Below are 23,444 nucleotides of genomic sequence, written 5' to 3' on the forward strand. Positions count from 1 at the left end.
GTCGCAGGCGCGCTGCCGGGACGCGGAGTGGGTGGAGGCGGGCCTCGATCAGCCGCCGAGCGACCCCGCATCGCGGAGGAGACGCGCCGCGGCGAGCGCCCCGGCCAGCCGCTCGGCGAACCCCGGCGGCACCTCGGCGGGCAGCGCGTCGACCGGCCACCAGGCCACGTCGTCGCTCTCGTCGCTGACGGTCACGGGAGCGTCCGGATCGGCGATCGCACCGTAGCCCACGTCCCAGTGGCGGGAGCAGCGGCCGAAGCCGTCGCCGAGCGCGTGCCGGTCGAGGTCGAGGGGCAGGACGCCGAGCGGCTGCAGTCGTGCCGCTCCGCTCTCCTCCTGCGCCTCGCGGAGGGCCGCGTCGGCCGTGGAGTCGTCACCGGGCTCGACATGACCGCCGAGCTGCACCCAGAACCGGCCCTTGCGGTGGAAGCAGAGCAGCACCTGCGCCAGATTCGGCGAGAGCACGAAGCAGCTCGCCGTGACGTGCTCGGGGCCGCCGTCGCGCTCGAGCGCCGACTCGCCGCGCTGCTCGAGGAACGCCAGGTACTCGTCCCGCAGGTCCGCGAGCGCGCCCGCGTCCCACTCCCGCAGCTCGTCCGCCAGCCGCGTCCCTCGCTCCCCCGTCACGCGATGGACCCTACCTCCCCTCCGTGAGCTGCCCCTCCGGTGCGCGACACGGCGTGCGTGGCGTACCGGAGCGGCAGCTTCCGGGGAGGGAGGAGGGACGGGAGCGTCAGACGGAGAGGCCGGAGAGGCCCTCGCGGTCGACGCGGCGGTGGAAGCGCATGCCGGCGAGACCGCCGAGCACGGCGCCGACCAGCGCGACGACCAGGGCGGCGAGCGCCGTCACGACCGCCGCGGCCGTGGCGTCGCCGGCGTCCAGGGGGATCGTCGGGAAGCCGCTCACCGCGGAGAGCGCCTGGCTGCCGCCGGTGATCGCCGAGACGATGCCCACGACGATCGCGACGACGACCGCCCAGGCCCACACTCCGACGCCCTGCTTCGCTCCGCTGAAGCGGGCCATGCGGCCGGCCACGTAGCCGCCGCAGTAGTAGGCGACGAGGAGGATGACCAGCAGTGCGATCGCGCCCGCCCAGCCGAACGCGGCGGGGTCGGCCGCGAGGTCGCCGGTGACGTCCTGGGTGCCGATGACGGCGGCCCCGATCGCGGTGACGAGGGCGGTCAGGAGGACGGCGAGTCCGGTGGCGGCGAGCCAGCCGAAGAAGGCGCAGCCGATCTTGAAGCCGCCGAAGCGGTCGCGCTCGCGCTGGTGGATGTCCTTGCGCGCGGCCGCACGGGCCTGCTTCGCCTCGGCGGAGTCGGGGTCGACGGGCGCGCGGTGCTCGGGAGCCGAGTGGGCCGAGTCGGATCGGTCCGTCGAAGCGGAGCGGTCCGTCGAAGCGGAGCGGTCCGTCGAGGCGGAACGGTCCGAGGAGGCGGAGCGGTCCGGAGTCGCGGAGCGGTCCGTCGCCGCAGCCGCTCCCGTGTCCCCCGCCGAGTCGATGCGCGCCGTGCCGCCCGCCGCCGAGCCCTCTGCGCGTCGCGGCAGTCCGCCGTCAGCCGGATCCCTGTCTGTCGTGCTCATGTCGAACCTCCTGGCCGAGCGCCCCGAAGAAGGGCGACACGCTCAGTCAAGACCCAGGGAGCCCTCGGTGTCGCGGGCTTGACGACAGGACGGAGCGGTCCGGTCGTCAACCCCCTGCGCCCCCTCCCTCCCAGCCGCTTGCATGGAGGCACCGACCGACGACACGAGAGGGAGAGTCATGACTCCGGAATCCCCCGAGCAGACACCGCCCGGCACCGAGGCCGAGCTGACGCCGAAGGCCGACCACGGCGAGACCAGCTACCGCGGCACCGGCCGCCTCAGCGGCAAGGTCGCCCTCATCACGGGCGGCGACAGCGGCATCGGCAAGGCCGTCGCGATCGCGTTCGCGCGCGAGGGCGCCGACGTCGCGATCTCGTACCTCGACGAGCACGACGACGCCGAGGACACCGCCAAGTGGGTCCGGGAGGCCGGCCGCGAGGCGCTGCTCCTCCCCGGCGACCTGCAGGACCCGGCGCACTGCCGCGCCGTCGTCACCGAGACCGTCGAGCGCTTCGGCCACCTCGAGGTGCTCGTCAGCAACGCCGCCTTCCAGATGAGCCGCGAGAGCGTCACCGACATCCCGGACGAGGAGTGGGACCGCACGATCGCGACGAACATCAGCGCCTACTTCCACCTCGTGAAGTCGGCGCTGCCCCACCTGAAGGAGGGCGCATCGATCATCGCGACGAGCTCGGTGCAGTCCGACCAGCCGTCGTACCAGCTGCTCCCCTACGCCGCCACGAAGTCGGCGATCCTCAGCCTCACCGCCTCGTTCGCGCAGGCGCTCGGCGAGAAGGGCATCCGCGCCAACTCGGTCGCGCCCGGCCCGATCTGGACGCCGCTGATCCCCTCGACCATGCCGGAGGAGGCCGTCGCCGAGTTCGGCGAGCAGGTCCCGCTGGGCCGCCCCGGGCAGCCGGCCGAGGTGGCCCCCGCCTACGTCCTCCTCGCCTCCGACGAGGCGAGCTACATCAGCGGGTCGACGATCGCCGTCACCGGCGGGAAGCCGATCCTCTGATCACGCTCCAGGGCACCGCTCACCCGCAGGATTCCGCGATAGGTTCCTGCGGGTGAGTGTGCACATCCGCAGCATCGAGACGGCGGTGCCGACCACGGTCCTGCGCCAGTCCGAGGTGCGCGACCTCTTCGCGTCCCAGCCCGCGATGACCCGGCTCGGGTCCCGCCTGATCGGCGCGGCCTTCGACGCGTCCGGGATCGACACCCGCAGCACGGTGGTCGACGAGCTCGACCGGGTCGAGCGGGAGGGTGCGAGCGTCTTCTACGACGCGGGGAGCGGCCTGGTGCTCGACCCGGGGACGGCCGCGCGCAACGCCGTCTACACCGAGCGCGCTCCCGAGCTCTTCACGGAGGCGGCCCGCCGCGCCCTCTCGTCCGCGTCGATGACCCCCGAGGACGTCACCCACGTGGTGACGGTCTCCTGCACCGGCTTCTACGCCCCGGGGCCCGACTACCAGCTGGTCCGCCGCCTCGGCCTCGCACCCTCGACGCAGCGCTTCCACCTCGGCTTCATGGGCTGCTACGGCGCCTTCCCCGGCCTGCGCGCCGCCCGCCAGTTCTGCGAGGCCGACCCGGAGGCGGTCGTCCTCGTCGTCGCGGTCGAGCTGTGCACCATCCACCTCACCAGCTCCAACGACCCGGAGCAGATCGTCGCGACCTCCGTCTTCGCCGACGGCGGTGCGGCGGCCGTCGTCACCGCCCGCGAGGCCGCGCCCGGCACCCCGGTGCTCGAGCTCGACGCGCTCGCCACGACGCTCACCGACGAGGGCGAGACCGAGATGGCGTGGACGATCGGCGACCACGGCTTCTCGATGCGGCTGAGCACCTACGTGCCCTCGATCATCGGAGCGAACATCGAGGCGGCCGTCGCCCCGCTGCTGGCCGGCGCCGAGGTCGAGCGGAGCGACGTGCAGCGCTGGGCGATCCACCCCGGCGGCCGCAGCATCCTCGACAAGGTGCAGGCCTCGCTCGCCCTCAGCGACGAGCAGCTGGCCCCGTCGCGCGAGGTGCTGCGGACCAACGGCAACATGTCGAGCGCGACCGTCCTCTTCATCCTGCGGCGCCTGCTGCACGGCGAGGCGGCCGACGGCGAGCGGATCGGCGCGATGGCGTTCGGCCCCGGCCTCACCGTCGAGCTCGCGCTGCTCACCAAGCGGGGCGGGGAGTGACTCCGCGAGCCCCTCTCGCGCCGGACCTGCGCCACCGCGAGGTCTCCGAGCAGGAGCTGATGGACGACCCGGACTGCGACCGCACCCTGCTCGACGCCACCTACGCCCGCTTCGGCACCGTGAACCGGCTGGTCTCGGGGTGGCGCGGCCTCTACCGCTCGCGCCTGCGTCCGCTGCTGCGGCCCGACGAGCCGTTCCGCCTGCTCGACATCGGCTCCGGAGGCGGCGACGTCGCCCGCTCCCTCGCCGGCTGGGCCCGCGAGGACGGCCTCCGCCTGGCGATCACCGCCGTCGATCCGGACGAGCGCGCCTCCGCCTTCGCCACGTCGACGCCCGCGCCGCCCGGAGTCGAGTTCCGCCGCGCGAGCAGCGCCGACCTGGTCGCCGAGGGCGAGCACTTCGACCTGGTGACCTCCAACCACGTGCTGCACCACCTGTCGCCGGAATCACTCGCCGACCTGCTCGCCGACAGCGAGCGCCTGGCCCCGCGCGCCCTCCACAACGACATCGAGCGCTCGCGGCTGGCCTACACGGCCTACCTGCTGGCCACGCGACCGATCGCGGCCGGCTCGTTCCTCCACTACGACGGGTCGCTGTCGGTGCGGCGCAGCTTCACCGCCGCCGAGCTGCGGGCTGTGGCGCCCGAGGGGTGGCGGGTCGAGCGCGCGGCGCCCTACCGGCTGCTGCTCGCGCGGGGCGAGGTGTGAGGACGCGGCGGAGGGTGAGCGCTTCCGGTCCGCTCTGGCTGCGCGCCGCCGCTGTCAGCTACTCCGCCAACTGCGCCCTCGGCACCGCCGTCGCCACCGGCGCTCTCCGCACGGGCCGCTGGCACTGGATCCATCACGCGCTCTACATCTGCACGTCGACGCTCACCGCTCTGGCCTGGGCGACGCTGCGACGGTCGGACACCCGCGCCGCGTCCGCGCTGGCTCCCGCCGCCGTCCCGCTGGCGGTGATCCCCTTCGCGGGGACGCACGGACGTCGGCACCCGGCGATCGCGCTGGCGGCGGCTCCGTTCGTGCTCGCCGCTCTCGGGCGGACGCGGCGGCCGGCGCGGCGCCGAGGAGTGCTCCAGCGTCTCAGAGCAGGGTCAGCCCTGCGCTGACGCGCCCCGGCTTCTAGCGCGGGGGCTCGACGTCGCGGTCGGGGTCGGAGCGGTACGAGCGCAGCGCCTGCCAGCCGGCGATCGCGAGGATCAGCGCGCCGCAGAGCATCGTCAGCAGGTTCGGCACCGAGAAGCCGCTGCCCACGACCGAGTTGATGCCCGCGCCGAGCACGAACACACCTCCGAGAAGGTAGAAGATGACCCTCGTCTTCACCGTTCCACCGCTTCCCTCGAGCCTGCACAGGACCCTCGATGCTACCGCGCGCGCCCCGGGCCGCCGCCGCTCCCCCCTCTGCGCGATCGATCGGGGCAGGATCGAGGCATGGAGTTCCTCGATGTCGTCCGGCGCCGGAAGACCACCAACGGCGCGTTCCTGCCCGACCCCGTCTCCGAGGAGCACCAGCGGCTCCTGATGGAGGTGGCCGGCCGGGCGCCCTCGCAGCTCAACAGCCAGCCGTGGCGGTTCGTGCTCGTCGAGGAGCGCGAGACGATCGACCGGATCGCCGCGATCAGCGGCGAGAGCATGACCACCGCGATGTCGAACGGCACGTTCTTCGAGCGCTACAAGCCCTACTTCCGCTTCAGCATCGAGGAGATGGAGCAGCGGCGCGACGGGATGCTGTTCGACAAGCTGCCGGCTCCGCTCCGCCCCTTCACGAAGCAGGTCTTCACGAAGCGCGGGCAGTTCCTGATGAACTCCCTCCGCGTCCCGCAGACGCTCGGCGAGGAGAACCGCCGGCTCGTCGCGGGATCGCCGCTGCTGCTCGGGGTGATGCTCGACCGCTCCGAGTACCGGCCGGGCGAGCTCTCCTCCTTCTACTCGGTGTTCAGCATGGGCGCCGCGATGGAGAACGTCTGGCTGAGCACGGTCGAGCTGGGGATGGGCATCCAGTTCGTGTCGTTCCCGATGGAGGTGCCGGGAGCATGGGCGCGGATCGAGTCGCTGCTCGCCGTGCCCGACGAGCTCGAGCTGATGGCGGTGTACCGGCTCGGCTACCTGCCTCCGGAGCAGCGGCGGCCGGCGATCGACTGGTCCTCCCACCAGCGGAAGCTGCCGTCGCAGTACGTCTTCCGCGGCACCTGTGCGACTCCGCAGGAGGGGTGGGACGCGCCGGCCGGGCCGTGACGGGATCCTGAGCGGCGCGGCCGGCAGCCGGAGGTGCCCGCGCTCGCTCCCGGGCCGGCCCCGGCCGACGGGAGATCCGCGACGGAGCATCGACTCCGCCGTCACGCGTCGGCTAACGTGGCGCCCAGCACGCCCGGCAGTGCTACGTCCCGTCCGCGGGACTGTCAATGGGGGTCCGGCGTGTCTCCCGCCCGATTCCCCGCACCGGGGTCCGAGCGGATACCGTCCCCCGAGGAGCCGTCCGCCAGGGCCGGCCCGATGAACGAAGGGGGCCCGTGGCCACGCTCATCTACGGACCGCAGAACCTCGAGATCGAATTCGAGGAGCGCGTCCTCGCGCACCTGAAGGTCGCCGTCCTCTCGAAGCTGCGCCGCAACGAAGCCTTCTCGCTCTCGTGGATGGAGGACGCCTCCACCGGACACGGCCGGAGCTCCGTCTGGCTGCACCCGTCGGTGCCGCTGCACTTCCGCTTCACCGAGGCGCACCAGCCCAAGCTCAACCGCGCGTGGATCGAGCAGATGCTCAGCGTCGCCAGCATGCACGGCGAGCTCTCGGTCCTGCCGGAGCCCGAGGAGCAGCGCCAGGGCTCCTGAGCCCTGCCGCTCCCGGGCCCTGCTGCTCCTGGGCCCCGCTGCCCCCTGATCGCACGGCCGTCAACCCCGTCCCCTCTGCGGGGGACGCGAAGTACCGTCGAGAAGACGTCCCCGGAACCATCGGCGGACGTCGACGGACGGAGACGACCATGACGGACACCGCGCGAGCGACCGGCCTGCCCACCCTCACCCCGGTGCGGACGCTCCGCAAGGAGCAGCCGATCGAGCCGCGCCGCGTGCCGGACTCCGTCTCCGTCGGCTCCCAGCCGGTCATCGGCTGCCGGATCGACGTGAGCGGCCGCTCCTTCGTCGTCGAACTCGACATGGCCGGCATCTTCCTGCGCCAGGTGCGCCGGAGCCTGCGCGAGGGCGAGGGCGGCCTCGTGCTGCTGCGTCACGTCGACGGGATCGAGATGATCCCGTTCTCGCGCGCGACGCCGTTCGACGTCTCGGACATCGTCTGCCCCGAGGGCGTCGAGCCCGCGGACGCCCGCTCGACCCTGGGGCTCCGCGACCGCTGATCCGCGACGGGCGGCGTGCTCCGCCCCGCGCCCGCCGCTGAGCGGGATCAGGCGGGGAGCGACGCCTCGATCAGGTCGACGATCCGCGGGTCGTCGGGCTCGACCGTCGGGCGGAACCGGTGGACCGTGCCGTCGGCCGTGATCAGGAACTTCTCGAAGTTCCACTTCACCCGGCCGGCCTTGCCGTTCTCGTCCTCCGCCTTGGTGAGCTCCGCGTAGAGCGGGTGCGCCGAGCGGCCGTTGACGCGGACCTTCTCGAACATCGGGAAGGTGACCCCCCAGGTCGTCGAGCAGTACGCCTTGATCTTGTCCTCGTCGCTCAGCTCCTGGAGGAACTGGTTGCTCGGGAAGCCGAGGACCGTGAATCCGCGCTCCCCGTAGCTCTTCTGCAGGGCCTCGAGCTTCTCGTACTGCGGGGCGAGGCCGCAGCGGGAGGCGACGTTGACGATCAGCCGCACGGGCGGGTAATCGGCGAGGGTCGACGTGGTGCCGTCGATCGTGGTGAGGGGGATGTCGGCGATCGTGTCGGGCACGGAGGGCTCCTTCGGACGTGGTGCGTCGACGCTACTCCCCGCCGCCGAGGGAACCCCGAGTCGTGGAGGCGGCTCGCTGCGGGTTCCCGCGACGGTCCGGGGTTCCCTCGGCGCGCACCTGCCTCCACCATGGGGGGATGGCCGCCTCGCAGCAGATCGTCTCGGTCGGCGGGCGGAGGCTGCGGCTGACGAACCTCGACAAGGTCGTCTACCCGGAGACGGGCTTCACCAAAGCCGATGTGCTCTCCTACTACGCCTCCGTCGCCTCCGCGATGCTGCCCCATCTCGCGCGCCGCCCGGTCACCCGGAAGCGCTGGGTCGACGGAGTGGGCACCGCCGAGCATCCGGGCGAGGTCTTCTTCGAGAAGAACCTCCCCTCCTCCGCCCCCTACTGGCTGAGCCGGACCCGGCTCGCGCACTCGTCGCGCGACGTCGAGTACCCGCTGGTCGACGACGTCGCCGGGCTCACCTGGCTGGCGCAGCAGGCGGCGCTCGAGCTGCACGTCCCGCAGTGGCGGGTGGGCTCCGACGGCGAGCGCCGTCCGCCCGACCGCCTCGTGCTCGACCTCGACCCGGGCGAGGGGGCGGGCCTCGCCGAGTGCGCCGAGGTCGCGTTCCTCGCCCGCGACCTGCTGGAGGGGATGGGGCTGTCTCCGCTGCCGGTGACCAGCGGGAGCAAGGGGATCCACCTCTACTGCCCGCTGGACGCCTCCGCCTCCAGCGACCAGATCTCGGCGGTCGCGCACGAGCTGGCGCGCGCTCTCGAGTCGGACCACCGCGACCTCGTCGTCTCGGACATGAAGAAGACCCTGCGCGAGGGCAAGGTCCTCGTCGACTGGAGCCAGAACAGCGCGGCGAAGACGACTATCGCCCCCTACTCCCTCCGGGGGCGCCTCCGGCCGGCCGCCGCCGCGCCCCGCACGTGGGAGGAGCTGGGTGCCGAGGACCTGCGCCACCTGTCGCCCGACGAGGTGGTGGAGCGGCTGCGGAGCGACGGCGACCTCCTCCGCCCGCTGCTCGCCGCCCGGGGTGCCGGGCTCGAGCCGACCCCGGAGAGGATGGCGGGCTTCGCCGCGACGGACGCCTCCTCCGACCGCTTGGCGACCTACCGCAGCATGCGCGACGCGTCGAGGACGCCGGAGCCGGTGCCCGAGGCGGGGTCCGCGGGGTCCTCCTCGGGCGACTCCTTCGTCATCCAGGAGCACCACGCGCGGCGCCTGCACTACGACTTCCGGCTCGAGCACGACGGCGTCCTGGTCAGCTGGGCGGTGCCGAAGGGCCCGCCGCTGGAGGGCGACCCGAACCGGCTCGCGGTGCAGACCGAGGACCACCCCCTCGAGTACGCGACCTTCGAGGGCACGATCCCGGCCGGCGAGTACGGCGGCGGCGAGGTGCGCATCTGGGACGAGGGCACCTACGCGCTCGAGAAGTGGCGCGAGGGGAAGGAGGTGATCGCGGTGCTGACCGGCCGCCCCGACGGCGGGCTCGGCGGCCAGCCCCGTCGCTACGCCCTGCTGCACACGGGCTCGAGGGAGGGCGCCGAGAAGAACTGGCTCCTGCACCTGATGGCGCCGGGTCCCGCTCACGGGCACGGGACGCAGCGACGGGGCCGGGCGGCCGCGTCCGCCGCGTCGCCCGCTCCCCGCCCCGCACCCTCCGCAGACCGCCCGGCCGAGGACTCCGCTCCGCGCCGCCACCGCCCCATGCTCGCCACGGCCGGACGCCGCGGCGACGTGGACCCGGGGGCCGCGATCGAGATGAAGTGGGACGGCTACCGCGCTCTCGTGCGGGTGCAGGGCGGCACCGCGACCCTCACGAGCCGCAACGGCAACGACCCGACCGCGGCGTTCCCCGACCTGCTCGCCCCGCTCGCCGAGGCCGCCGCCGACGCCGTGCTCGACGGCGAGATCGTCGCCCTCGACGCTCGCGGGCGCCCCGACTTCGGCGCCCTGCAGACCCGCGGCGGGCTGACGAAGCCGCGCGAGATCGAGGCGGCCGCCCGGTCCACTCCGGTGCACCTGATGGTCTTCGACCTGCTCGAGCGCGCAGGAGAGGACCTGACCGGGAGCGACTACGACACCCGTCGCTCGGCACTGGTCGAGCTGGTCGCCGAGAACGAGCGCGTGCACGTCCCGTCCGTGTTCGACGGCGACCTGGAGGAGGCGATGGCCACCAGCCGCACCCTCGGCCTCGAGGGCGTGGTCGCCAAGCGCCGCGACTCGCGCTACCAGGAGGGCAGCCGCTCGCGCGACTGGATCAAGCTCACCCACCACCGGCTGCAGGAGGTCGTGATCGTGGGCTGGCGCGAGGGCGAGGGCGGCCTCCAGGGGTCGGTCGGGGCGCTGCTGACCGCGATCCCCGGCGAGGACGGGCTCGCGTACTCGGGCCGTGTGGGCACCGGCTTCAGTGACCGCGAGCGCCGCGGACTGGTCGACCGCCTGGCCGAGCACGCCACCGAGGAGCCCGCCGTCTCCGTCCCTCCGCTCGAGTCGCGCGGCGTGCACTGGGTGTCGCCCGTCCTGGTCGGCGAGGTCCGCTACCGCGAGCGCACCGCCTCCGGCACCCTCCGCCAGCCGGTCTGGCGCGGCTGGCGCGCCGACAAGGCCGCCGAGGACGTCCGCGTGGAGGAGCCGGGCAGCTGACCCTCCGGTCTTCCGACGGAGAGGCCCGGGAACGCGGCTCGCGCCGCCGATCCGCTGCGCCCCCGGCACCTCAGTCCAGGCGCACCCCGCGCAGCAGGAGGAGGGTCGCGCCGACCGCGGCACCGGTGCCGATGAGGACACCGCCCGCTCCGGCCGCCGCCGCGAGGACGCCGAGCAGGCTGGGCAGGGCGATCAGCCCGAGGCGGTTCCCGGCCAGGCGCAGCGCGAGGGCGCGGCCGTGGCGGTCGGCGGGGGTGCGCTCGATCAGCCAGGACATCGTGATGGGCTGGCCGATCCCGAGGCCCAGGCCGAGGGCGGCGACCGCGACGAAGAGGAGCACGGTCGGCGCGGGCAGGGCGACCAGCACCAGGCAGAGCGCCGAGATCAGGATGCCGCCCACCATCACCCGGGTGCGCCCGAGCCGGGCGGTGGCCGCGCCGAGGAGGAGCCGCGAGGCCATCGACGCGAGCGCGCGCACGGTGAGCAGGGCTCCGACGACGCCGGCCGGGAGCCCGCGCTCGGCGCCGAGGGCGGGGAGGTAGACGACGGTCAGGTCGACGGCGGCGACGACGGTCGCGCTGGTCAGCAGGGCGCGCGCGAGGCCCGGCACCCGGAGGAGACCGAGCGTCGAGCCCGGAGCCGCCGCCCCTTCCGCCGCGGGTCCGCGCGGGGACGGGCTGCGGATCCCCGCCGTCGAGACGAGCAGCAGCACCGCGAGGATCCCGCCCACGAGGAACAGCGGCGCCGGGTCGGGCCGCACCGAGCCGCCCGCGAGCACCGGGATGAATGCGGGCCCGATCGCCTGCCCGAGCGACGCGGCGAACGTGTAGTAGCCGAAGCGGCTGTCGAGCCGCGTCCCTCCGGTGCCGCCCGCGACGACGGTCTGCTGCCCGACCACGCAGCCCAGGTGCCCCGCGCCGAGCAGGGCGATGCCGAGGAGCAGCCCCGCGACGCTCCCGCCCGCCAGGAGCAGCACCGCGGCCGCTCCCACCGCGACGAGCGAGCCGACGGCCATCACGGCCCGGGCGCCGACCCGGTCGACCAGCCCGCCCACCGGCAGCGCGATCAGCAGCGGCACCAGCGCGAACGAGGCGCCGAGCGCCCCGAGCGCCCAGGCCGGCACGTCGAGCCGGATCGCCTGGTAGACGGCGGCCGGCCGGAGCAGGAACGCGACGGCCTGGATGAGCACGGCGTGCGCGAGCAGGGACGGAGTCGCCAGGCGGTTCCGCACGCGCGCTCCTCCCCGCGGCGCTCGGCCGAGCACCCGCTCCCCCATCCTCCTCCCGGTGCCGCCGCCGAGTCGCCCGGGAAGGATCGTCCTGCCCCTCGAGAACGGGCCTTCTCGTGCGACTCAGCCCTGCGGCGGCGGCGAGGGGAGCGCGTGCGCGGGCAGGGTGCCGAGGCGGTGCCGGCCGCGGAGGAGGAACCAGGCCAGGCCGATCCCGACGACCGCGGCGACCACGACGACCGCGCTCCAGCGCAGCTCCTCCCCGTAGACCTCGACGCGCGGCCACGCGAGGTCGACCGTCATCGCCGCGCCCCAGAGCACCGCGACGACGTTCACCGGCAGGCCCGCGCGGCCGAGCGAGAAGCGCCCGGGCGCGGCTGCGGGCCACCGGCCGCGGAGCCGGGCGATCAGCAGCGGCACCGTCACCAGCAGGTAGGCGAGGTAGATCAGGATGACCGCCACGCTCGTCACGGCCGTGAAGATCGCCGGCGTGCCGATGTTCACGACCAGGATCAGCACCGCGAGCACCCCCACGACCAGCGCCGGCGCCACCGGGGTCCCCCGCCGCGGGTCGACGCGGGCGAGCACGCGGCTGCCGGGCAGGGCGTTGTCGCGGGCCATCGCGAAGATCAGTCGGATGGCCGCCGTGTGCACCGCCAGCGCGCACACCGTGATCGCGACGACCACGCAGAGCAGGAGGACCGATCCGAGGGGGCCGCCGAGCACCTGCAGCACGATCCGCTGCAGCCCGCCCGACGCCTGCCCGAGCGCCGGGTCGGCGAGGTCGGGCGCCGAGAGGATCCCCAGCAGCAGGATGAGGCCGCCGAGGACGAAGGAGGCGGTCACCGCCCGCAGGATCGCCGTCGGCGCGGTCCGGCGCGGATCGACCGTCTCCTCGCCGAGCGAACCCGCGGTGTCGAACCCGTACATCACGTACGCCGACGCGATCGCGGCGATGAGGAACGCGCCGGCGTACCCGCCCGGCGTGCTCCCGCCGTAGCCGCTGGTGTCGAGCAGCACGGTCGGCGGATGCACCACGTTCACCGCGAGCACCGCCACCAGCAGCACCGCCGCGACGAGCTCGATCAGCACGCCGACGCTGTTGATCCGGGCCATCAGCCGCACGCCGCGCGCGTTGACCGCGGTGGTGAACGCGATCAGCAGCGCTCCCCAGACCACCGCGCTCACCCCCGCGGAGCCGCCGAGCTGGAACCCGCTCCAGATCTGCGGGAGCGTCGCCTGGTACGCCAGCACGACGGCCGCGAGCGTGACCACGGACGCGGTGGCCATCAGCCAGCCCGCCATCCAGCTCACCGTCGGCCCGGCGAGGCGCTTGCTCCAGTTGTAGACGGAGCCGGCGACCGGGTAGCGGGCGGCGAGCTCGGCGAAGCACAGCGCGACCATGAGCTGCCCGGTGAACACGATCGGCCAGGACCACCAGTAGGCGGGACCGCCGAGCGCGAAGCCGAAGGAGAAGAGCTGGAACGTGCCGGTCAGGATCGAGATGTAGCTCACGCCCGCGGCGAAGCTGCCGAAGCGGCCGATGCCGCGGGTGAGCGAAGGGCGGTACCCGAACTCGGCGGTCCCGTCGTCGACGTCCTCGGCGGTGCTCATCGGGCTCCCCCTCGCGGGCACGCTCGTCGCACCGAGGTCAGGATGCCAGCCGCCGCCCGGCCGCACGACTCCCCCGTCCCGGGCGTCCGTCAGCGGGTGCTCAGCGCTCGCCCCGCTCCCGGTGCACAGGACTCGGGCGGCCCCCGCGGACGGGAGCGGCGTCAGCCGTGCGCCGCGAGCCGGGTGCGCTGGGGCACCAGGAGCTCGAGCAGCTCCTCGACCCCGTCGACCCGCTGCGGCTCGACCGGGTGCCCGGGTCCGCACGGCTTGTAGGCGGGCGGATCCACGTTCAGGACGTGCCCGACGGGCCGCCCCTTCTCCCAGACCGTGAGGAGGAAGGCGCCGTCCCGCTCGTCGGGGGCGCCGATCTCGAAGACCCGGCCGCGCACGATGGCGCACTGCGGCTCCTTGCGCGCGAGGCGCACCCAGAAGGGATGGTCTCCGGTCATCGTGCCCGTCCTCCCCGGCCGACCCGCGGCCGTGCCCGTAGCGGTCGACCGGTGATCGTGTCGTCGGCGACCCGCAGGGCCACGGTACGTCCGCCTCCCCTCAGCCGATCAGGGGGTTCACTGCGGAGCCTCGCAGTGGTAGCGGACGCCGGTCGCGCCCGGACGCGCACGACGGGGAACCACTCACTGCTCGTAGGAGTCCTCGTAGTCGGCACCACTGGTCAGCTCGCCGTCGCCGGGTTGCACGGGATGCTCGCCGGTGAGCGCGTCGATCCGCGCGCGCAGCCGTGCCACCTCCGCCGCGTTGTCCGGTTCGGGCAGGTCGCTCGGCGTGGTCTCGACGATGAGGGCGGCCGCGGCGTTCACGAGGAAGGTGGCGTCGACCGTCCCGCCGTCGGCGCCGATCCCCGTGTACTCGACGGTGTCGGCCGCGCCCTTCGAGGCGAGGGCGACGGCGTATTCGACGAGTGCGTCGGCCGCCTCGTCCCCCACCAGGATCGTCTTGTCGGCGAAGAGGATGTGCTTCATGCCGCCCATGCTCGGCAACGCCGGCTGCGTGGAGGGAGGAGGTTGACAGAGGACCGCCGCTGACGGAAGACCTGGACAGATCGAGCAGAGAATGGCAGACCCGGGTTGTCGGATCCGTCCGGTCTGCGGAAGGGTGGAGGCAACGGCGGGCGTCTGCCTGCCGGAGATCAGGGGCTGGAGACGCCGATGGGGAAGCTGCACTACGACGGGACCGTCGAGATCGACTTCGAGGACCGCGTGCTCGCGCACCTGCAGATCGTCATCACCGCGAAGCTGCGCCGCAACGAGTCGTTCCTGCTCAGCTGGCGCGACGACCACAGCATGGGCGACGGCCGCAGCGCGATCTGGATCCACCCCTCCCACGCGCTCCGCTACAAGTACTTCGGCGGCCGGATGCCCCGCATCAACCCCGCCTGGATCTCCGCGCTCACCGACCTCGCGAACTCCGCGGGCGGGCTGTACGTGATCTCGGAGCCCGCCGAACCGGTGCGTCCTCCGGCGAAGGGCGACCAGCTGTGAAGCGCATCGACCTGATCTACAACGGCACCGCCTACACGGTCAACAACAGGAGCCTCGAGGAGTTCCGCGCCGAGGTCGAGGCCGCCCTCGCCTCCCCGACCCCGCAGTGGCTGACCGTCAACTACGGCGAGGGACGCGCGAACCCGGCGCTCCTCCTCATCACGCCGTACACCCCGCTGTCGATCATCACGAACGACTTCGACGAGCTCAACGCAGAGCACGAGTAGCGGCGGACCTCGGGGAGGTCAACCACGTCGTCCGGTCGATCCGCGCCCCGTACCGTCGGGCAGGACCTCGTCGACGTCGTGCGCGGACCCCGCACGGCGACACCCGATCGACACCGCCCGCGCCCCGGCGCGCAGAACAACGGCCGCGGACACCCGGCCAGGAGCCGTGATGACAGATCCCGCCTTCGCCGTTCTCGACGACCTCATCGCCGCCCTCGAGCGTCCCGGCTCGATCGACCCCGGCCTGAGCCGCTCCGTCGCCGTGCAGGCCGCCGTCCTCCGGCTCCCGTCGCCCCGCACCATGCACCGTCCGCGCCCGACGAGCCGCTTCACGGGCCGTCGCCTCGTGCGCCCGGGCAGCGCAGCCAGGCGGGCTCCCGCGCGTCACCGCGTCGTCGTCCCCGCCGGTCCGACGGAGCGTCGCGCCGAGCGGAGCCGACGGCTAAAATGGGGGCGGTGAACGACTCCGACGCTCTCTGCGACCCGTATCTGCGCGGGTACCCGATCGACGGTGTCGCGATCTCCACGCTCGGCAGCCCCTTCGGCGGCGAGACCGTCGCCGCGAGCGACAGCACCGCGAGCCGGCTGGACGAGATCCAGATCGACCTCGGCGAGGGCCCGTGCTGGGAGGCGATCCGCGCTGCCGGCCCCGTCTCGGTGCCGGACACCGGCGCGGAGGAGCGCTGGCCGCTCTTCACCGAGGCGATCGGCCCCACGGCGGTGCGCGCGGTCTTCGCCTTCCCGCTCTCGATCGCGGGGCTCTCGATCGGCGCGGTCGACCTCTACTCCCGCCGCCCCACGTCGCTCAGCGACTCCCTCCTCGGCCGGATCAGCGCCTCGACCACCGCGACGGCGCTGCTGGTGCTTGCCGCGGTGCTGCGCGACAACGAGGTCGAGGAGAGCACGAATCCGCGCTCGCGACGCGTGGTGCACCAGGCGACCGGCATGATCATCGCGCGCTACGGCAGCACGGCCGAGGAGGCGCAGCTGCTGCTGCGCGCCCACGCCTTCGCCCAGCAGCGCTCCGTCGTCGATGTCGCCTCCGGCATCGTGGCCCGGCACGACGGGTTCCCCGACCGCCCTCTCACCGCCCAGGACGACACATGGTGACGAACTCCCGCGAGCGCAGCGTCATCCAGACGTTCGTCGCCCTCTCCGACACGCTGGTCGACGACTACGACGTCGTCGACTTCACGCAGACCCTCGTGGAGAGCAGCGCGACCCTCTTCGACGCCGTCTCGGCGGGGCTCGTCCTCGCCGACTCCACCGGCTCCCTCGAGGTGCTCGCCTCCACGGACGAGGACACCCGGCTGATCGAGCTGCTCCAGCTCGACAGCGGGTCGGGCCCGTGCATCCAGTGCTTCGAGACCGGGCGGCCGGTGATCGTCGAGGACGCCCGCGCCGTGGGCGAGGAGTGGGCGGAGTTCCGGACGCTGGCGGTCGAGCTCGACGTGCTCTCGGCGCACTGCGTGCCGATGCGCTCGGCGGGGACGACGATCGGCTCCCTTAACCTCTTCCAGGCCCGGCCGGGGCGGCTCGATCCGGACGACATTGCGGTCGTGCAGGCGTTCGCCGACGTCGCGACGATCGGGATCCTGCACCAGCGCGCGCTCCAGCAGAGCACGGTCACCCAGGAGCAGCTGCAGCACGCCCTCGACAGCCGGGTGCTGATCGAGCAGGCGAAGGGGATCCTCGCCTACGCCCACCGCACCACGGTCGAGCAGGCCTTCGAGGTGCTGCGGGTCCGCGCGCGAGCGACGTCGACTCCGATCACGACGCTCGCCCAGGAGATCATCCGCGGCTACCGGCGCTGACGCTCCGCGCCCCGCGGAGCAGGAGCGGGGCGGATCCGCGCCGGCAGCGCCGCGGCTCAGAGCTCAGTACTCGTTCTCGAGCTCCCACGTCGCGCGGGGGTCGACGTCCGAGGCGGGCACCGGTCCGCCCGCACTGTCGAGCGCGTCGAGGCGCTCGAGGATCTCGTCGCTCGACTCCGCCGCTGCGCCATCGCTGCCCGCGACGACCAGGGGGACGCCGAGCCCGACGGTGAGCGTCACGACGGAGGAGGGGGCCGAGTCGTCGGCGACGCTGACCGTGCTCATCCGGTGCCGCTGCGCGAGCGCGAGCGAGTAGCGGACGACGGCGTCGGCGGTCGCGTCGTCGAGGGAGAGGGAGCCACCGGTGTGGAAGAGCGTCGTCATGGTCAAGTCCTCGCAGGGCAGGCGGATGGGCATGGTTCCGTCACCGGGGGCCAGGATGCGGTGGGCTCACGCTACGCCCTGGGCGCTCGGGGGTGCAGGTCTTGCGCCGAGGCGTGCCCCTGGCGCATGGTTCGCTCCCGACGCCGGAGCAATTCCCCCATGGCTCTGAGGCGGCTCACACGTTAACGTGAACACACGCGTCGGTCCCCTCGGCTCGACGCATCCCTCCCCTGAAGGAAAGGTCTCGACGATGAGACGACGCTCCCCGGAGCCCCCTGCCGCCGCGCCTCGGCGCCGCGTGCGATCCCTCTTCCTCTCCGCTCTCGCCTGCACGAGCGTCGCCCTCACCGGCGCTCTCGTCCCCGTCTCGGCGCAGGCCGTCGACGTCCCGGCGCCCACCGCGCACTACGACATGTCGCACGCCGGCTCGGCCCTGCTCGACATCTCGGGCAACGGACGCAACGCCACCCTGACCGGCCTCACCGACGCGTCCTTCGCGAACGCCAGCGGCGACCAGGTCGCCCGGTTCAAGAACGACGGCTACGCGAGCCTCCCCCAGGGCCTGGTCACCGGAGCCGACAACGCCTTCGCCGTCGAGTACACGGTGAAGACGCAGACCACCGCCAACCAGTTCGGCTGGGTCATCGGCGACGGCGTCGGCCCGTGGAACACCACGCAGCTCGGCAACCACGTCTTCGTGAACCCGCGCAACCCCGACGGCTCGCCCAGCGGACAGGTCCTCGCGGGCATCCGCGTCAAGGAGCCCACCAACAACGGCGAGACCCGCATGCCGTTCGGCGGCACGCTGAACCCCGGGTTCACGACCCTCACGCTCGTCGGCACCGGCACGGGGTCGAGCACCGTGCTGACCCTCTACCGCGACGGCACGCAGATCTCGACGGCGAACACCACGAAGTCGATGGCGAGCATCGTGCCGACCGGGTCCACTCTCGGCTACCTCGGCCGCTCGCTCTACTCCGGCGACGCGCTCGTGACCGCCGACGTCACCGACGTGAAGTTCTGGGACACCTCCCTCACCGCCGAGCAGGTCGCCTCGAGCATGCCGACCGCCACGGCGAAGGCGTTCGCGACCTCCGCCCTGCTGCGCTCGGACATCCAGCCCGTCCTGCTGGCCGGCAACCCGTCGCTGACCCAGGTCTCCTCGAACCTGACGCTACCCGCCTCCAGCAGCGGCGTCCCGCTCACCTGGACCTCCTCGAACAGCGCGGTCGTCTCGGCCACCGGCGTCGTCTCGCGCTCGATCGCGCAGAACACCCCGGTCACCCTGACGGCGACCACCGCCCAGGGCGCGACGATCGCCTTCGAGGTGGTCGTGCTCGCCCCGAGCATCAACGACGACCTCGACGCGCTGAAGCTCGCCACGCGCACCACCGAGAACCTCCCCCTCGCAGTGAAGGGCGCCCGTAACGGCACCGACATCACCTGGACCTCCTCGGACCCGGCCCTCGTCACTCCGACGAACACCTCCTACGCGGCTCCGGCGGTCGGCGCGGCCGACCCCTACCGCGGCGGCGGCGTCGTCACCCGGCCGGCCTACGGCTCCGGAGACAGGACCGTCACCCTCACCGCGACGGCCACCCTCAACGGCGTCGCCGAGACGCGCGCCTTCACGCTGACGGTCGCCGAGCTCGGCCGCACCGCTCCCGACGCGGGCTACGCCTCGGCGTACTTCAAGTCGGACGGCGACGAGAAGATCTACCAGGCCGCGACCTCGGGCAACGACTTCTTCACCTTCTCGCCGGTCAACGGCGGGAAGGCGGTCATCACCTCGACGACCGACACGAAGGGCCTGCGCGACCCGTTCATCCTCCGCTCGCACAACGGCGACAAGTTCTACATGGTCGCCACCGACCTCTGCATCTCCTGCGGCACCGGCTGGGGCGACGCCCAGTCCAAGGGCAGCCTGAAGATCGAGGTCTGGGAGTCGACCGACCTGGTGCAGTGGACCCGCACCAACGGCGCCGACACCGGCATCACGGTGAACCAGCCGGCCGCCGGAATGACCTGGGCGCCCGAGGCGTACTGGGACGACGCCCTGCAGTCCTACGTCGTGTTCTTCTCCTCGCGCCTCTACTCCGACGCGACGAAGACCAACAACGACAAGCTCTACTCCCGCGTCTTCTCCGTGATCACCCGCGACTTCCGCACCTTCACCGCTCCTCCCGCCACCTGGCAGGACACCGGCTACGCGCGGATCGACTCGACGATCACGAAGATCGGCGACTACTACTACCGCTTCACCAAGAACGAGGAGGGCGGCGCCGCCGGCACCCTCGAGGCCGGAAAGGACATCTTCCTCGAGAAGTCGAAGGTCCTGACCGCCGGGACGACCTCCTCGAACTGGAGTGCCGACCCGAACACCACCTGGCAGCTCACCGACACCCGGATGACCTCGCTCGAGACCGGCCAGGCCGGTGAGGGACCCGAGATCATCAAGCTGAACGCGGGCGACCCGAACGACACCACCGGCGCGGGCGACGGCTACGCGTTCCTCGTCGACAACTACGGCGACGGCGGCTACAAGGCCTTCATCACCTCCGGAGCGGCCATCGCCGGCAGCTCGCAGACGAACCGCCTCTCGCAGTCGGCCGACTGGAACGTCTCGCCCAAGAGCCGCGCCGGCCTCCCGGCCAGCCCGCGGCACGGTGCGTTCGTGAGCGTCCCGCAGACGGTCCTCACCGCCATGAAGAACTGGACCGGCGTCACCGCCGTCGACTCCACCACGATCCTCACCGCCGACGGCCGCACGGTCACGGCGACGGTCGCGGCGGCCGACAAGGGCGATGTCGTCGGCTCGGTCACCTTCACCGGCGGCTCGTGGACCTCGACCGTCCCGCTCTCCGGCGGCTCGGCGAGCGTCTCGGTCCCGGCGGATGTGACCGGCGTCACGGCCTCCTACACCGGGTACGCGGACAAGCTGGTGCGCACGTCGGTCTCGGCCGTCGTCCCGCTGGACACCCTCGAGCTCGTCCCCGCCGTCGCCACGCGCTGCGTCGCCGGCAAGATCGTGCTCACCGCGACCGTGAAGAACACCGACACCGCTGCCGCGGACGTCACGATCACCTCGGCCTACGGCTCGAAGTCGTTCACCGCGGTCGCTCCCGCCTCGTCCGCCTCCGCCGCCTTCACCACCCGCCTGGCCTCGATGCCGGCCGGCACGGTGGCGGTGACCGGATCGGCGACCGGCCAGCCCGCGTTCACCGCGACGGTCCCCGTGGCCGCCGCGCGCTGCTGACGCACTGACGACGAAGGGCCCCCTCCTGCGCTCGCGCGGAAGGGGGCCCTTCGTCGTTCCCGGGTCAGACTGTGGGAGCGAGCAGGTCCGCGTGGTGGGCGGCCGCCACGTTCGGGTGGGCCCGGAGCCGGTAGCGCAGCGCGTTCTCGCCGTAGGTCTCGAGGATCGGCGCGTTCGTCGGGTCGACCGAGAGGCCGGACTTGAGCTCCTCGGGCAGCGGGAGCGAGGGCATGGTGGCCGAGAGCGCGGGATTGAAGAAGAACGGGATCGAGATCCGGTCCGTTCCGATCAGCGGCGAGATCACGCGGTGCAGCGTGGCCTTGAGGTAGCCGCCCGTGGCGAGCTCCAGCATCTCGCCGATGTTGACGACGAACGCGCCCTCCATCGCGGGTGCCTCGATCCACGAGCCGTCGTGCTCGACCTGCAGGCCGCCCTTGCCGGGCTCGACCAGCAGCAGCGTCAGCACGCCGCCGTCGCGGTGCGCGCCCACGCCCTGCTTGGGCTCCGGGTCGGAGGTGCCCGGGTAGCGGACGACCTTCACCAGCGAGAACGGCCGCTCGGCGAACGCCTCGTCGAACACGTCCTCCGGAGCGTCGAGCGCGACGGCCCAGGTGCGCAGCAGCCGGATCGCGACCGCGGCGAGCTCCGCGTGCCAGCGCTCGAAGACCTCGCGGAACTCCGGCAGCGCCTCGGGCCAGAGGTTCGGCCCCTCGAGGCGCTCGTAGTCGGCGACGCCGGGCCCGGCGGGAACGGCCGGTCGGTCGATGCCGATGTCGACCTGCTCGCGGTAGTCGACGTCGCCGTTGGTGAGCTCGGCGCCGAAGCGGGTGTAGCCGCGGAACTGCGGGCTGAGGGTGTTCTCGATCGCGAGCTTCTCCTCCTCCGGCAGGTCGAAGAAGCGGCGGGAGACGGCGACGACGTCGTCGAGGAGGTCCTGTGGCACGCCGTGGCCGACGAGGTAGAAGAAGCCCACGTCGTGCGTGGTCTCCCGGAGGTCGCGGCGGAAGGCGGCGGCCTCCGCCTCCCCCCGGTCGAGGCGGGACAGGTCGAGGATCGGCAGGGAATCGGTCATGCACCGACTCTCGCGCACGAACCTGCACAGCAGTCGATTGTTACGACAACCAAAACGGCGGGCCCCGCCACGGCGCGGAAGAGGTTCCTCCGCTCCGCGACCGGGCCCGCCGTGAGCGCCGAGTGTTACGGCGTGGGCATGCCGCCGTTGACGTGCAGCGTCTCGCCGACGACATAGCTCGACTCCGGGGAGGCGAGGAACACATAGGCGGGAGCGAGCTCGGCCGGCTGACCCCAGCGTCCGAGCGGCGTCTGCGAGCCGACCTCGGGCAGCTTGTCGGACGGCTGGCCGCCCGCGGTCTGCAGCGGCGTCCAGATCGGGCCCGGGGCGACGACGTTCACGCGGATCCCCTTGGGCGCGAGCTGCTGCGCGAGCGCCTTCGAGAACGTGTTGATCGTGGCCTTCGTGCTGGCGTAGTCGACCAGCATCGGCGACGGCTGGTAGGCCTGGATCGACGAGGTGCTGATGATCGCGGAGCCCGGGGCGAGGTGCGGCACGGCCGCCTTCGTCATCCAGAACATCGCGTAGACGTTGGTCTTGAAGGTCTCGTCGAACTGCTCGTCCGAGAGCTCGAGGAAGTCCTCGACGTGCTGCTGCTTGCCCGCGTTGTTGACGAGGATGTCGAGTCCGCCCAGGCCCTCGACGGCCTTCGCGACGGCGCCCACTGCGAAGTCGTGGTCGGTGATGTCACCGGGGATGGCGACGGCGGTGCGTCCGGCCTCCTCGATCAGCGCGACGACCTTCTTCGCGTCCGACTCCTCCTCGGGGAGGTAGACGATCGCGACGTCGGCGCCCTCGCGGGCGTAGGCGATGGCGACGGCCGCGCCGATGCCCGAGTCGCCTCCGGTGACGAGCGCCTTGCGCCCGGTCAGGCGGCCGGAGCCGCGGTAGGTCGACTCGCCGCGGTCGGCGGGGTCGTCCATCTTCGAGTCGAGGCCGGAGCCCTCCTGGTACTGGGCCTCCGTGTCGATGTAGGCGAACATCGCGGTCGGGTCTTGGAACGTGTACTGGTCGTTCTGCGGAGTCTGGTCGTTCTGCGAAGTCATGTCTCGACGCTAGGTGCGCGCGATCGGCGACCGCGCGTGCTTGACAGCCCCGATCCGCCAGGACACAGGAGGTCTTCAGGAGCCGCGGAGCCCCCCGGATCGGGGAGAATGGTGCGGTGACCCGCGACGACTCCCTGTCCTTCGACACCACGGCGCCGCTGCCCGGCTGGCAGCACGCCTACTCCGGCAAGGTGCGCGACCTCTACACCCCCGACGACGCCGACCCCGTGCTCGGCGCCGACCGCATGCTCGTCGTCGCCAGCGACCGGGTCAGCGCGTACGACGCGGTCCTCGAGCCCGGAATCCCCGGCAAGGGCGAGCTGCTGACCACGCTCTCCCTCTGGTGGTTCGCGCAGCTCTCCGACGTCCCCAACCATCTGATCCCGGGCGCGATCCCCGAAGCGGTCCGCGGCCGGTCGATGCTGGTGAAGACGCTCGACATGTTCCCGATCGAGTGCGTCGTGCGCGGCTACCTCTCCGGCAGCGGCTGGAAGGAGTACCGGGAGACGGGCTCCGTCTGCGGCGTCCCGCTCCCCGAGGGCCTCCAGGACGGCGACGCGCTCCCCGAGCCGATCTACACCCCCGCGTGGAAGGCCCCGCAGGGCGAGCACGACGAGAACATCACCTTCGAGCGCACGGTCGAGATCGTCGGGGAGGAGGCCGCGGAGGCGCTGCGCACCCTCTCGCTCGCGGTCTTCCGCGAGGCGTCCACCATCGCCCTGGCCCGCGGCGTGCTGCTGGCCGATACGAAGTTCGAGTTCGGGGTCGACCGCGGGACCGGAGTCGTCACCCTCGGCGACGAGGTCCTCACGAGCGACTCCTCCCGCTACTGGGACGCCGACGACTACGACGCCGGCATCCGCGGCCGCTCGTTCGACAAGCAGATCGTGCGCGACTGGCTCTCCGACAACTGGGACGGCCAGGGCCTCCCGCCGACCCTCCCGTCCGAGATCGTCGAGCGCACGGCCGCGCGCTACCGCGAGCTCATCGAGCGCCTCACGCGCTGAGGCACCGGA

Annotated in this window: 26 protein-coding genes; 15 read left to right on the forward strand and 11 right to left on the reverse strand. The window is 72.7% G+C overall.

Annotated features, from left to right (window positions below):
• Positions 1-48: 48 nt before the first annotated feature.
• A complete protein-coding gene (locus tag C5C71_RS08675; RefSeq protein WP_258059461.1) occupies positions 49-627 on the reverse strand; it encodes an NUDIX hydrolase in 579 nt (192 codons plus the stop codon).
• Positions 628-733: 106 nt separating this feature from the next.
• On the reverse strand, positions 734-1,585 hold the full coding sequence (locus tag C5C71_RS08680) for a hypothetical protein (RefSeq protein ID WP_181065678.1): 852 nt from the start codon (positions 1,583-1,585) through the stop codon (positions 734-736).
• A gap of 178 nt (positions 1,586-1,763) precedes the next feature.
• Here C5C71_RS08680 and C5C71_RS08685 point away from each other — a divergent pair, with 178 nt between their 5' ends.
• From C5C71_RS08685 to C5C71_RS08700, 4 genes are read left to right on the forward strand one after another with little or no spacing between them, the layout of a single operon-like run.
• A complete protein-coding gene (locus tag C5C71_RS08685; protein ID WP_104239006.1) occupies positions 1,764-2,603 on the forward strand; it encodes an SDR family oxidoreductase in 840 nt (279 codons plus the stop codon).
• Positions 2,604-2,655: 52 nt separating this feature from the next.
• The gene (locus C5C71_RS08690) at positions 2,656-3,771 is read left to right on the forward strand and encodes a type III polyketide synthase (RefSeq protein ID WP_104288444.1); all 1,116 of its coding nucleotides are present in this window, start codon (positions 2,656-2,658) and stop codon (positions 3,769-3,771) included.
• Complete coding sequence (locus C5C71_RS08695; RefSeq protein ID WP_258060494.1) at positions 3,768-4,478, forward strand: class I SAM-dependent methyltransferase; 711 nt, start codon at positions 3,768-3,770, stop codon at positions 4,476-4,478. The genes C5C71_RS08690 and C5C71_RS08695 overlap by 4 nt, the downstream gene beginning before the upstream one ends.
• 14 nt (positions 4,479-4,492) lie before the next feature.
• Positions 4,493-4,876 carry a hypothetical protein gene (locus C5C71_RS08700; protein ID WP_104247377.1) on the forward strand — a complete coding sequence of 128 codons (384 nt, stop codon included), beginning with the start codon at positions 4,493-4,495 and terminating at the stop codon, positions 4,874-4,876.
• 13 nt (positions 4,877-4,889) lie between these two features.
• On the opposite strand, the gene C5C71_RS08705 is transcribed toward C5C71_RS08700, so the two are convergent.
• Positions 4,890-5,090 (reverse strand): hypothetical protein, encoded by a 201-nt coding sequence (locus tag C5C71_RS08705; RefSeq protein ID WP_104223776.1) that lies wholly within the window; start codon positions 5,088-5,090, stop codon positions 4,890-4,892.
• 108 nt (positions 5,091-5,198) lie between these two features.
• Here C5C71_RS08705 and C5C71_RS08710 point away from each other — a divergent pair, with 108 nt between their 5' ends.
• The 3 genes from C5C71_RS08710 (at position 5,199) to C5C71_RS08720 (ending at position 7,116) form a co-directional block, all read left to right on the forward strand.
• Positions 5,199-6,002, forward strand: a complete 804-nt coding sequence (locus C5C71_RS08710; RefSeq protein ID WP_104337540.1) for a nitroreductase family protein — start codon at positions 5,199-5,201, stop codon at positions 6,000-6,002.
• A gap of 275 nt (positions 6,003-6,277) precedes the next feature.
• Positions 6,278-6,595, forward strand: coding sequence for a hypothetical protein (locus C5C71_RS08715; protein ID WP_244229547.1), 318 nt, complete (start codon positions 6,278-6,280; stop codon positions 6,593-6,595).
• A gap of 149 nt (positions 6,596-6,744) precedes the next feature.
• Positions 6,745-7,116, forward strand: coding sequence for a hypothetical protein (locus C5C71_RS08720; RefSeq protein ID WP_104313572.1), 372 nt, complete (start codon positions 6,745-6,747; stop codon positions 7,114-7,116).
• A gap of 47 nt (positions 7,117-7,163) precedes the next feature.
• On the opposite strand, the gene C5C71_RS08725 is transcribed toward C5C71_RS08720, so the two are convergent.
• A complete protein-coding gene (locus C5C71_RS08725) occupies positions 7,164-7,649 on the reverse strand; it encodes a glutathione peroxidase (RefSeq protein ID WP_244229546.1) in 486 nt (161 codons plus the stop codon).
• A 137-nt stretch (positions 7,650-7,786) separates the two neighbouring features.
• Here C5C71_RS08725 and C5C71_RS08730 point away from each other — a divergent pair, with 137 nt between their 5' ends.
• Positions 7,787-10,291 carry an ATP-dependent DNA ligase gene (locus C5C71_RS08730; protein WP_104337541.1) on the forward strand — a complete coding sequence of 835 codons (2,505 nt, stop codon included), beginning with the start codon at positions 7,787-7,789 and terminating at the stop codon, positions 10,289-10,291.
• A 70-nt stretch (positions 10,292-10,361) separates the two neighbouring features.
• Here the strand turns inward: C5C71_RS08730 and C5C71_RS08735 are convergent, their stop codons facing one another.
• The 4 genes from C5C71_RS08735 to C5C71_RS08750 form a co-directional block, all read right to left on the reverse strand.
• Complete coding sequence (locus tag C5C71_RS08735) at positions 10,362-11,522, reverse strand: MFS transporter (RefSeq protein ID WP_159940156.1); 1,161 nt, start codon at positions 11,520-11,522, stop codon at positions 10,362-10,364.
• A gap of 120 nt (positions 11,523-11,642) precedes the next feature.
• Positions 11,643-13,133 (reverse strand): APC family permease, encoded by a 1,491-nt coding sequence (locus tag C5C71_RS08740; protein WP_104337542.1) that lies wholly within the window; start codon positions 13,131-13,133, stop codon positions 11,643-11,645.
• Positions 13,134-13,294: 161 nt separating this feature from the next.
• On the reverse strand, positions 13,295-13,582 hold the full coding sequence (locus C5C71_RS08745) for a hypothetical protein (RefSeq protein WP_104223782.1): 288 nt from the start codon (positions 13,580-13,582) through the stop codon (positions 13,295-13,297).
• Positions 13,583-13,765: 183 nt separating this feature from the next.
• Positions 13,766-14,110, reverse strand: a complete 345-nt coding sequence (locus tag C5C71_RS08750; protein WP_104260837.1) for a hypothetical protein — start codon at positions 14,108-14,110, stop codon at positions 13,766-13,768.
• Between the two features lie 186 nt (positions 14,111-14,296).
• Here C5C71_RS08750 and C5C71_RS08755 point away from each other — a divergent pair, with 186 nt between their 5' ends.
• The 5 genes from C5C71_RS08755 to C5C71_RS08770 all read left to right on the forward strand — a co-directional run bounded on the left by C5C71_RS08755 (position 14,297) and on the right by C5C71_RS08770 (position 16,670).
• Entirely contained in the window at positions 14,297-14,629 is a 333-nt protein-coding gene (locus tag C5C71_RS08755) for an ATP-dependent DNA ligase (RefSeq protein WP_104223784.1), read from the forward strand.
• Positions 14,626-14,856, forward strand: a complete 231-nt coding sequence (locus tag C5C71_RS17280) for a hypothetical protein (protein ID WP_104226801.1) — start codon at positions 14,626-14,628, stop codon at positions 14,854-14,856. Before C5C71_RS08755 ends, C5C71_RS17280 begins: the two co-directional genes overlap by 4 nt.
• Positions 14,857-15,025: 169 nt before the next feature.
• Positions 15,026-15,316: a hypothetical protein gene (locus C5C71_RS08760; RefSeq protein WP_104337543.1), complete on the forward strand. Its 291-nt coding sequence runs from the start codon at positions 15,026-15,028 to the stop codon at positions 15,314-15,316.
• Positions 15,313-15,966: a GAF and ANTAR domain-containing protein gene (locus C5C71_RS08765; RefSeq protein WP_146082402.1), complete on the forward strand. Its 654-nt coding sequence runs from the start codon at positions 15,313-15,315 to the stop codon at positions 15,964-15,966. The genes C5C71_RS08760 and C5C71_RS08765 overlap by 4 nt, the downstream gene beginning before the upstream one ends.
• Positions 15,960-16,670 carry a GAF and ANTAR domain-containing protein gene (locus C5C71_RS08770; protein WP_104226799.1) on the forward strand — a complete coding sequence of 237 codons (711 nt, stop codon included), beginning with the start codon at positions 15,960-15,962 and terminating at the stop codon, positions 16,668-16,670. The genes C5C71_RS08765 and C5C71_RS08770 overlap by 7 nt, the downstream gene beginning before the upstream one ends.
• Before the next feature lie 63 nt (positions 16,671-16,733).
• On the opposite strand, the gene C5C71_RS08775 is transcribed toward C5C71_RS08770, so the two are convergent.
• Positions 16,734-17,054 (reverse strand): hypothetical protein, encoded by a 321-nt coding sequence (locus C5C71_RS08775; RefSeq protein WP_104267922.1) that lies wholly within the window; start codon positions 17,052-17,054, stop codon positions 16,734-16,736.
• 298 nt (positions 17,055-17,352) lie between these two features.
• On the opposite strand from C5C71_RS08775, the gene C5C71_RS08780 reads away from it, so the two are divergent.
• Positions 17,353-20,310, forward strand: a complete 2,958-nt coding sequence (locus C5C71_RS08780) for an immunoglobulin-like domain-containing protein (protein ID WP_258068691.1) — start codon at positions 17,353-17,355, stop codon at positions 20,308-20,310.
• Between the two features lie 64 nt (positions 20,311-20,374).
• Here C5C71_RS08780 and C5C71_RS08785 read toward each other — a convergent pair whose 3' ends face one another.
• Together C5C71_RS08785 and C5C71_RS08790 are read right to left on the reverse strand one after the other, a co-directional pair.
• Positions 20,375-21,382, reverse strand: coding sequence for an isopenicillin N synthase family oxygenase (locus tag C5C71_RS08785; RefSeq protein ID WP_104233812.1), 1,008 nt, complete (start codon positions 21,380-21,382; stop codon positions 20,375-20,377).
• 125 nt (positions 21,383-21,507) lie between these two features.
• Entirely contained in the window at positions 21,508-22,428 is a 921-nt protein-coding gene (locus C5C71_RS08790) for a glucose 1-dehydrogenase (protein ID WP_104247368.1), read from the reverse strand.
• Between the two features lie 116 nt (positions 22,429-22,544).
• On the opposite strand from C5C71_RS08790, the gene C5C71_RS08795 reads away from it, so the two are divergent.
• Positions 22,545-23,435 carry a phosphoribosylaminoimidazolesuccinocarboxamide synthase gene (locus tag C5C71_RS08795; RefSeq protein ID WP_258059453.1) on the forward strand — a complete coding sequence of 297 codons (891 nt, stop codon included), beginning with the start codon at positions 22,545-22,547 and terminating at the stop codon, positions 23,433-23,435.
• The last annotated feature ends 9 nt before the right edge of the window (positions 23,436-23,444 follow it).

Source organism: Rathayibacter sp. AY1C1 (genome assembly GCF_002932105.1).
Classification (GTDB): domain Bacteria; phylum Actinomycetota; class Actinomycetes; order Actinomycetales; family Microbacteriaceae; genus Rathayibacter.

Bases quoted from the DNA above. Each gene is read 5' to 3' on its own strand.
- C5C71_RS08710 (WP_104337540.1), top strand. From the start codon at position 5,199: ATGGAGTTCCTCGATGTCGTCCGGCGCCGGAAGACCACCAACGGCGCG.
- C5C71_RS08760 (WP_104337543.1), top strand. From the start codon at position 15,026: ATGACAGATCCCGCCTTCGCCGTTCTCGACGACCTCATCGCCGCCCTC.
- C5C71_RS08730 (WP_104337541.1), top strand. From the start codon at position 7,787: ATGGCCGCCTCGCAGCAGATCGTCTCGGTCGGCGGGCGGAGGCTGCGG.
- C5C71_RS08785 (WP_104233812.1), bottom strand. From the start codon at position 21,382: ATGACCGATTCCCTGCCGATCCTCGACCTGTCCCGCCTCGACCGGGGG.
- C5C71_RS08745 (WP_104223782.1), bottom strand. From the start codon at position 13,582: ATGACCGGAGACCATCCCTTCTGGGTGCGCCTCGCGCGCAAGGAGCCG.
- C5C71_RS08740 (WP_104337542.1), bottom strand. From the start codon at position 13,133: ATGAGCACCGCCGAGGACGTCGACGACGGGACCGCCGAGTTCGGGTAC.
- C5C71_RS08750 (WP_104260837.1), bottom strand. From the start codon at position 14,110: ATGAAGCACATCCTCTTCGCCGACAAGACGATCCTGGTGGGGGACGAG.
- C5C71_RS08755 (WP_104223784.1), top strand. From the start codon at position 14,297: ATGGGGAAGCTGCACTACGACGGGACCGTCGAGATCGACTTCGAGGAC.
- C5C71_RS08720 (WP_104313572.1), top strand. From the start codon at position 6,745: ATGACGGACACCGCGCGAGCGACCGGCCTGCCCACCCTCACCCCGGTG.
- C5C71_RS08775 (WP_104267922.1), bottom strand. From the start codon at position 17,054: ATGACGACGCTCTTCCACACCGGTGGCTCCCTCTCCCTCGACGACGCG.
- C5C71_RS08680 (WP_181065678.1), bottom strand. From the start codon at position 1,585: ATGAGCACGACAGACAGGGATCCGGCTGACGGCGGACTGCCGCGACGC.
- C5C71_RS08790 (WP_104247368.1), bottom strand. From the start codon at position 22,428: ATGACTTCGCAGAACGACCAGACTCCGCAGAACGACCAGTACACGTTC.
- C5C71_RS08685 (WP_104239006.1), top strand. From the start codon at position 1,764: ATGACTCCGGAATCCCCCGAGCAGACACCGCCCGGCACCGAGGCCGAG.
- C5C71_RS08770 (WP_104226799.1), top strand. From the start codon at position 15,960: ATGGTGACGAACTCCCGCGAGCGCAGCGTCATCCAGACGTTCGTCGCC.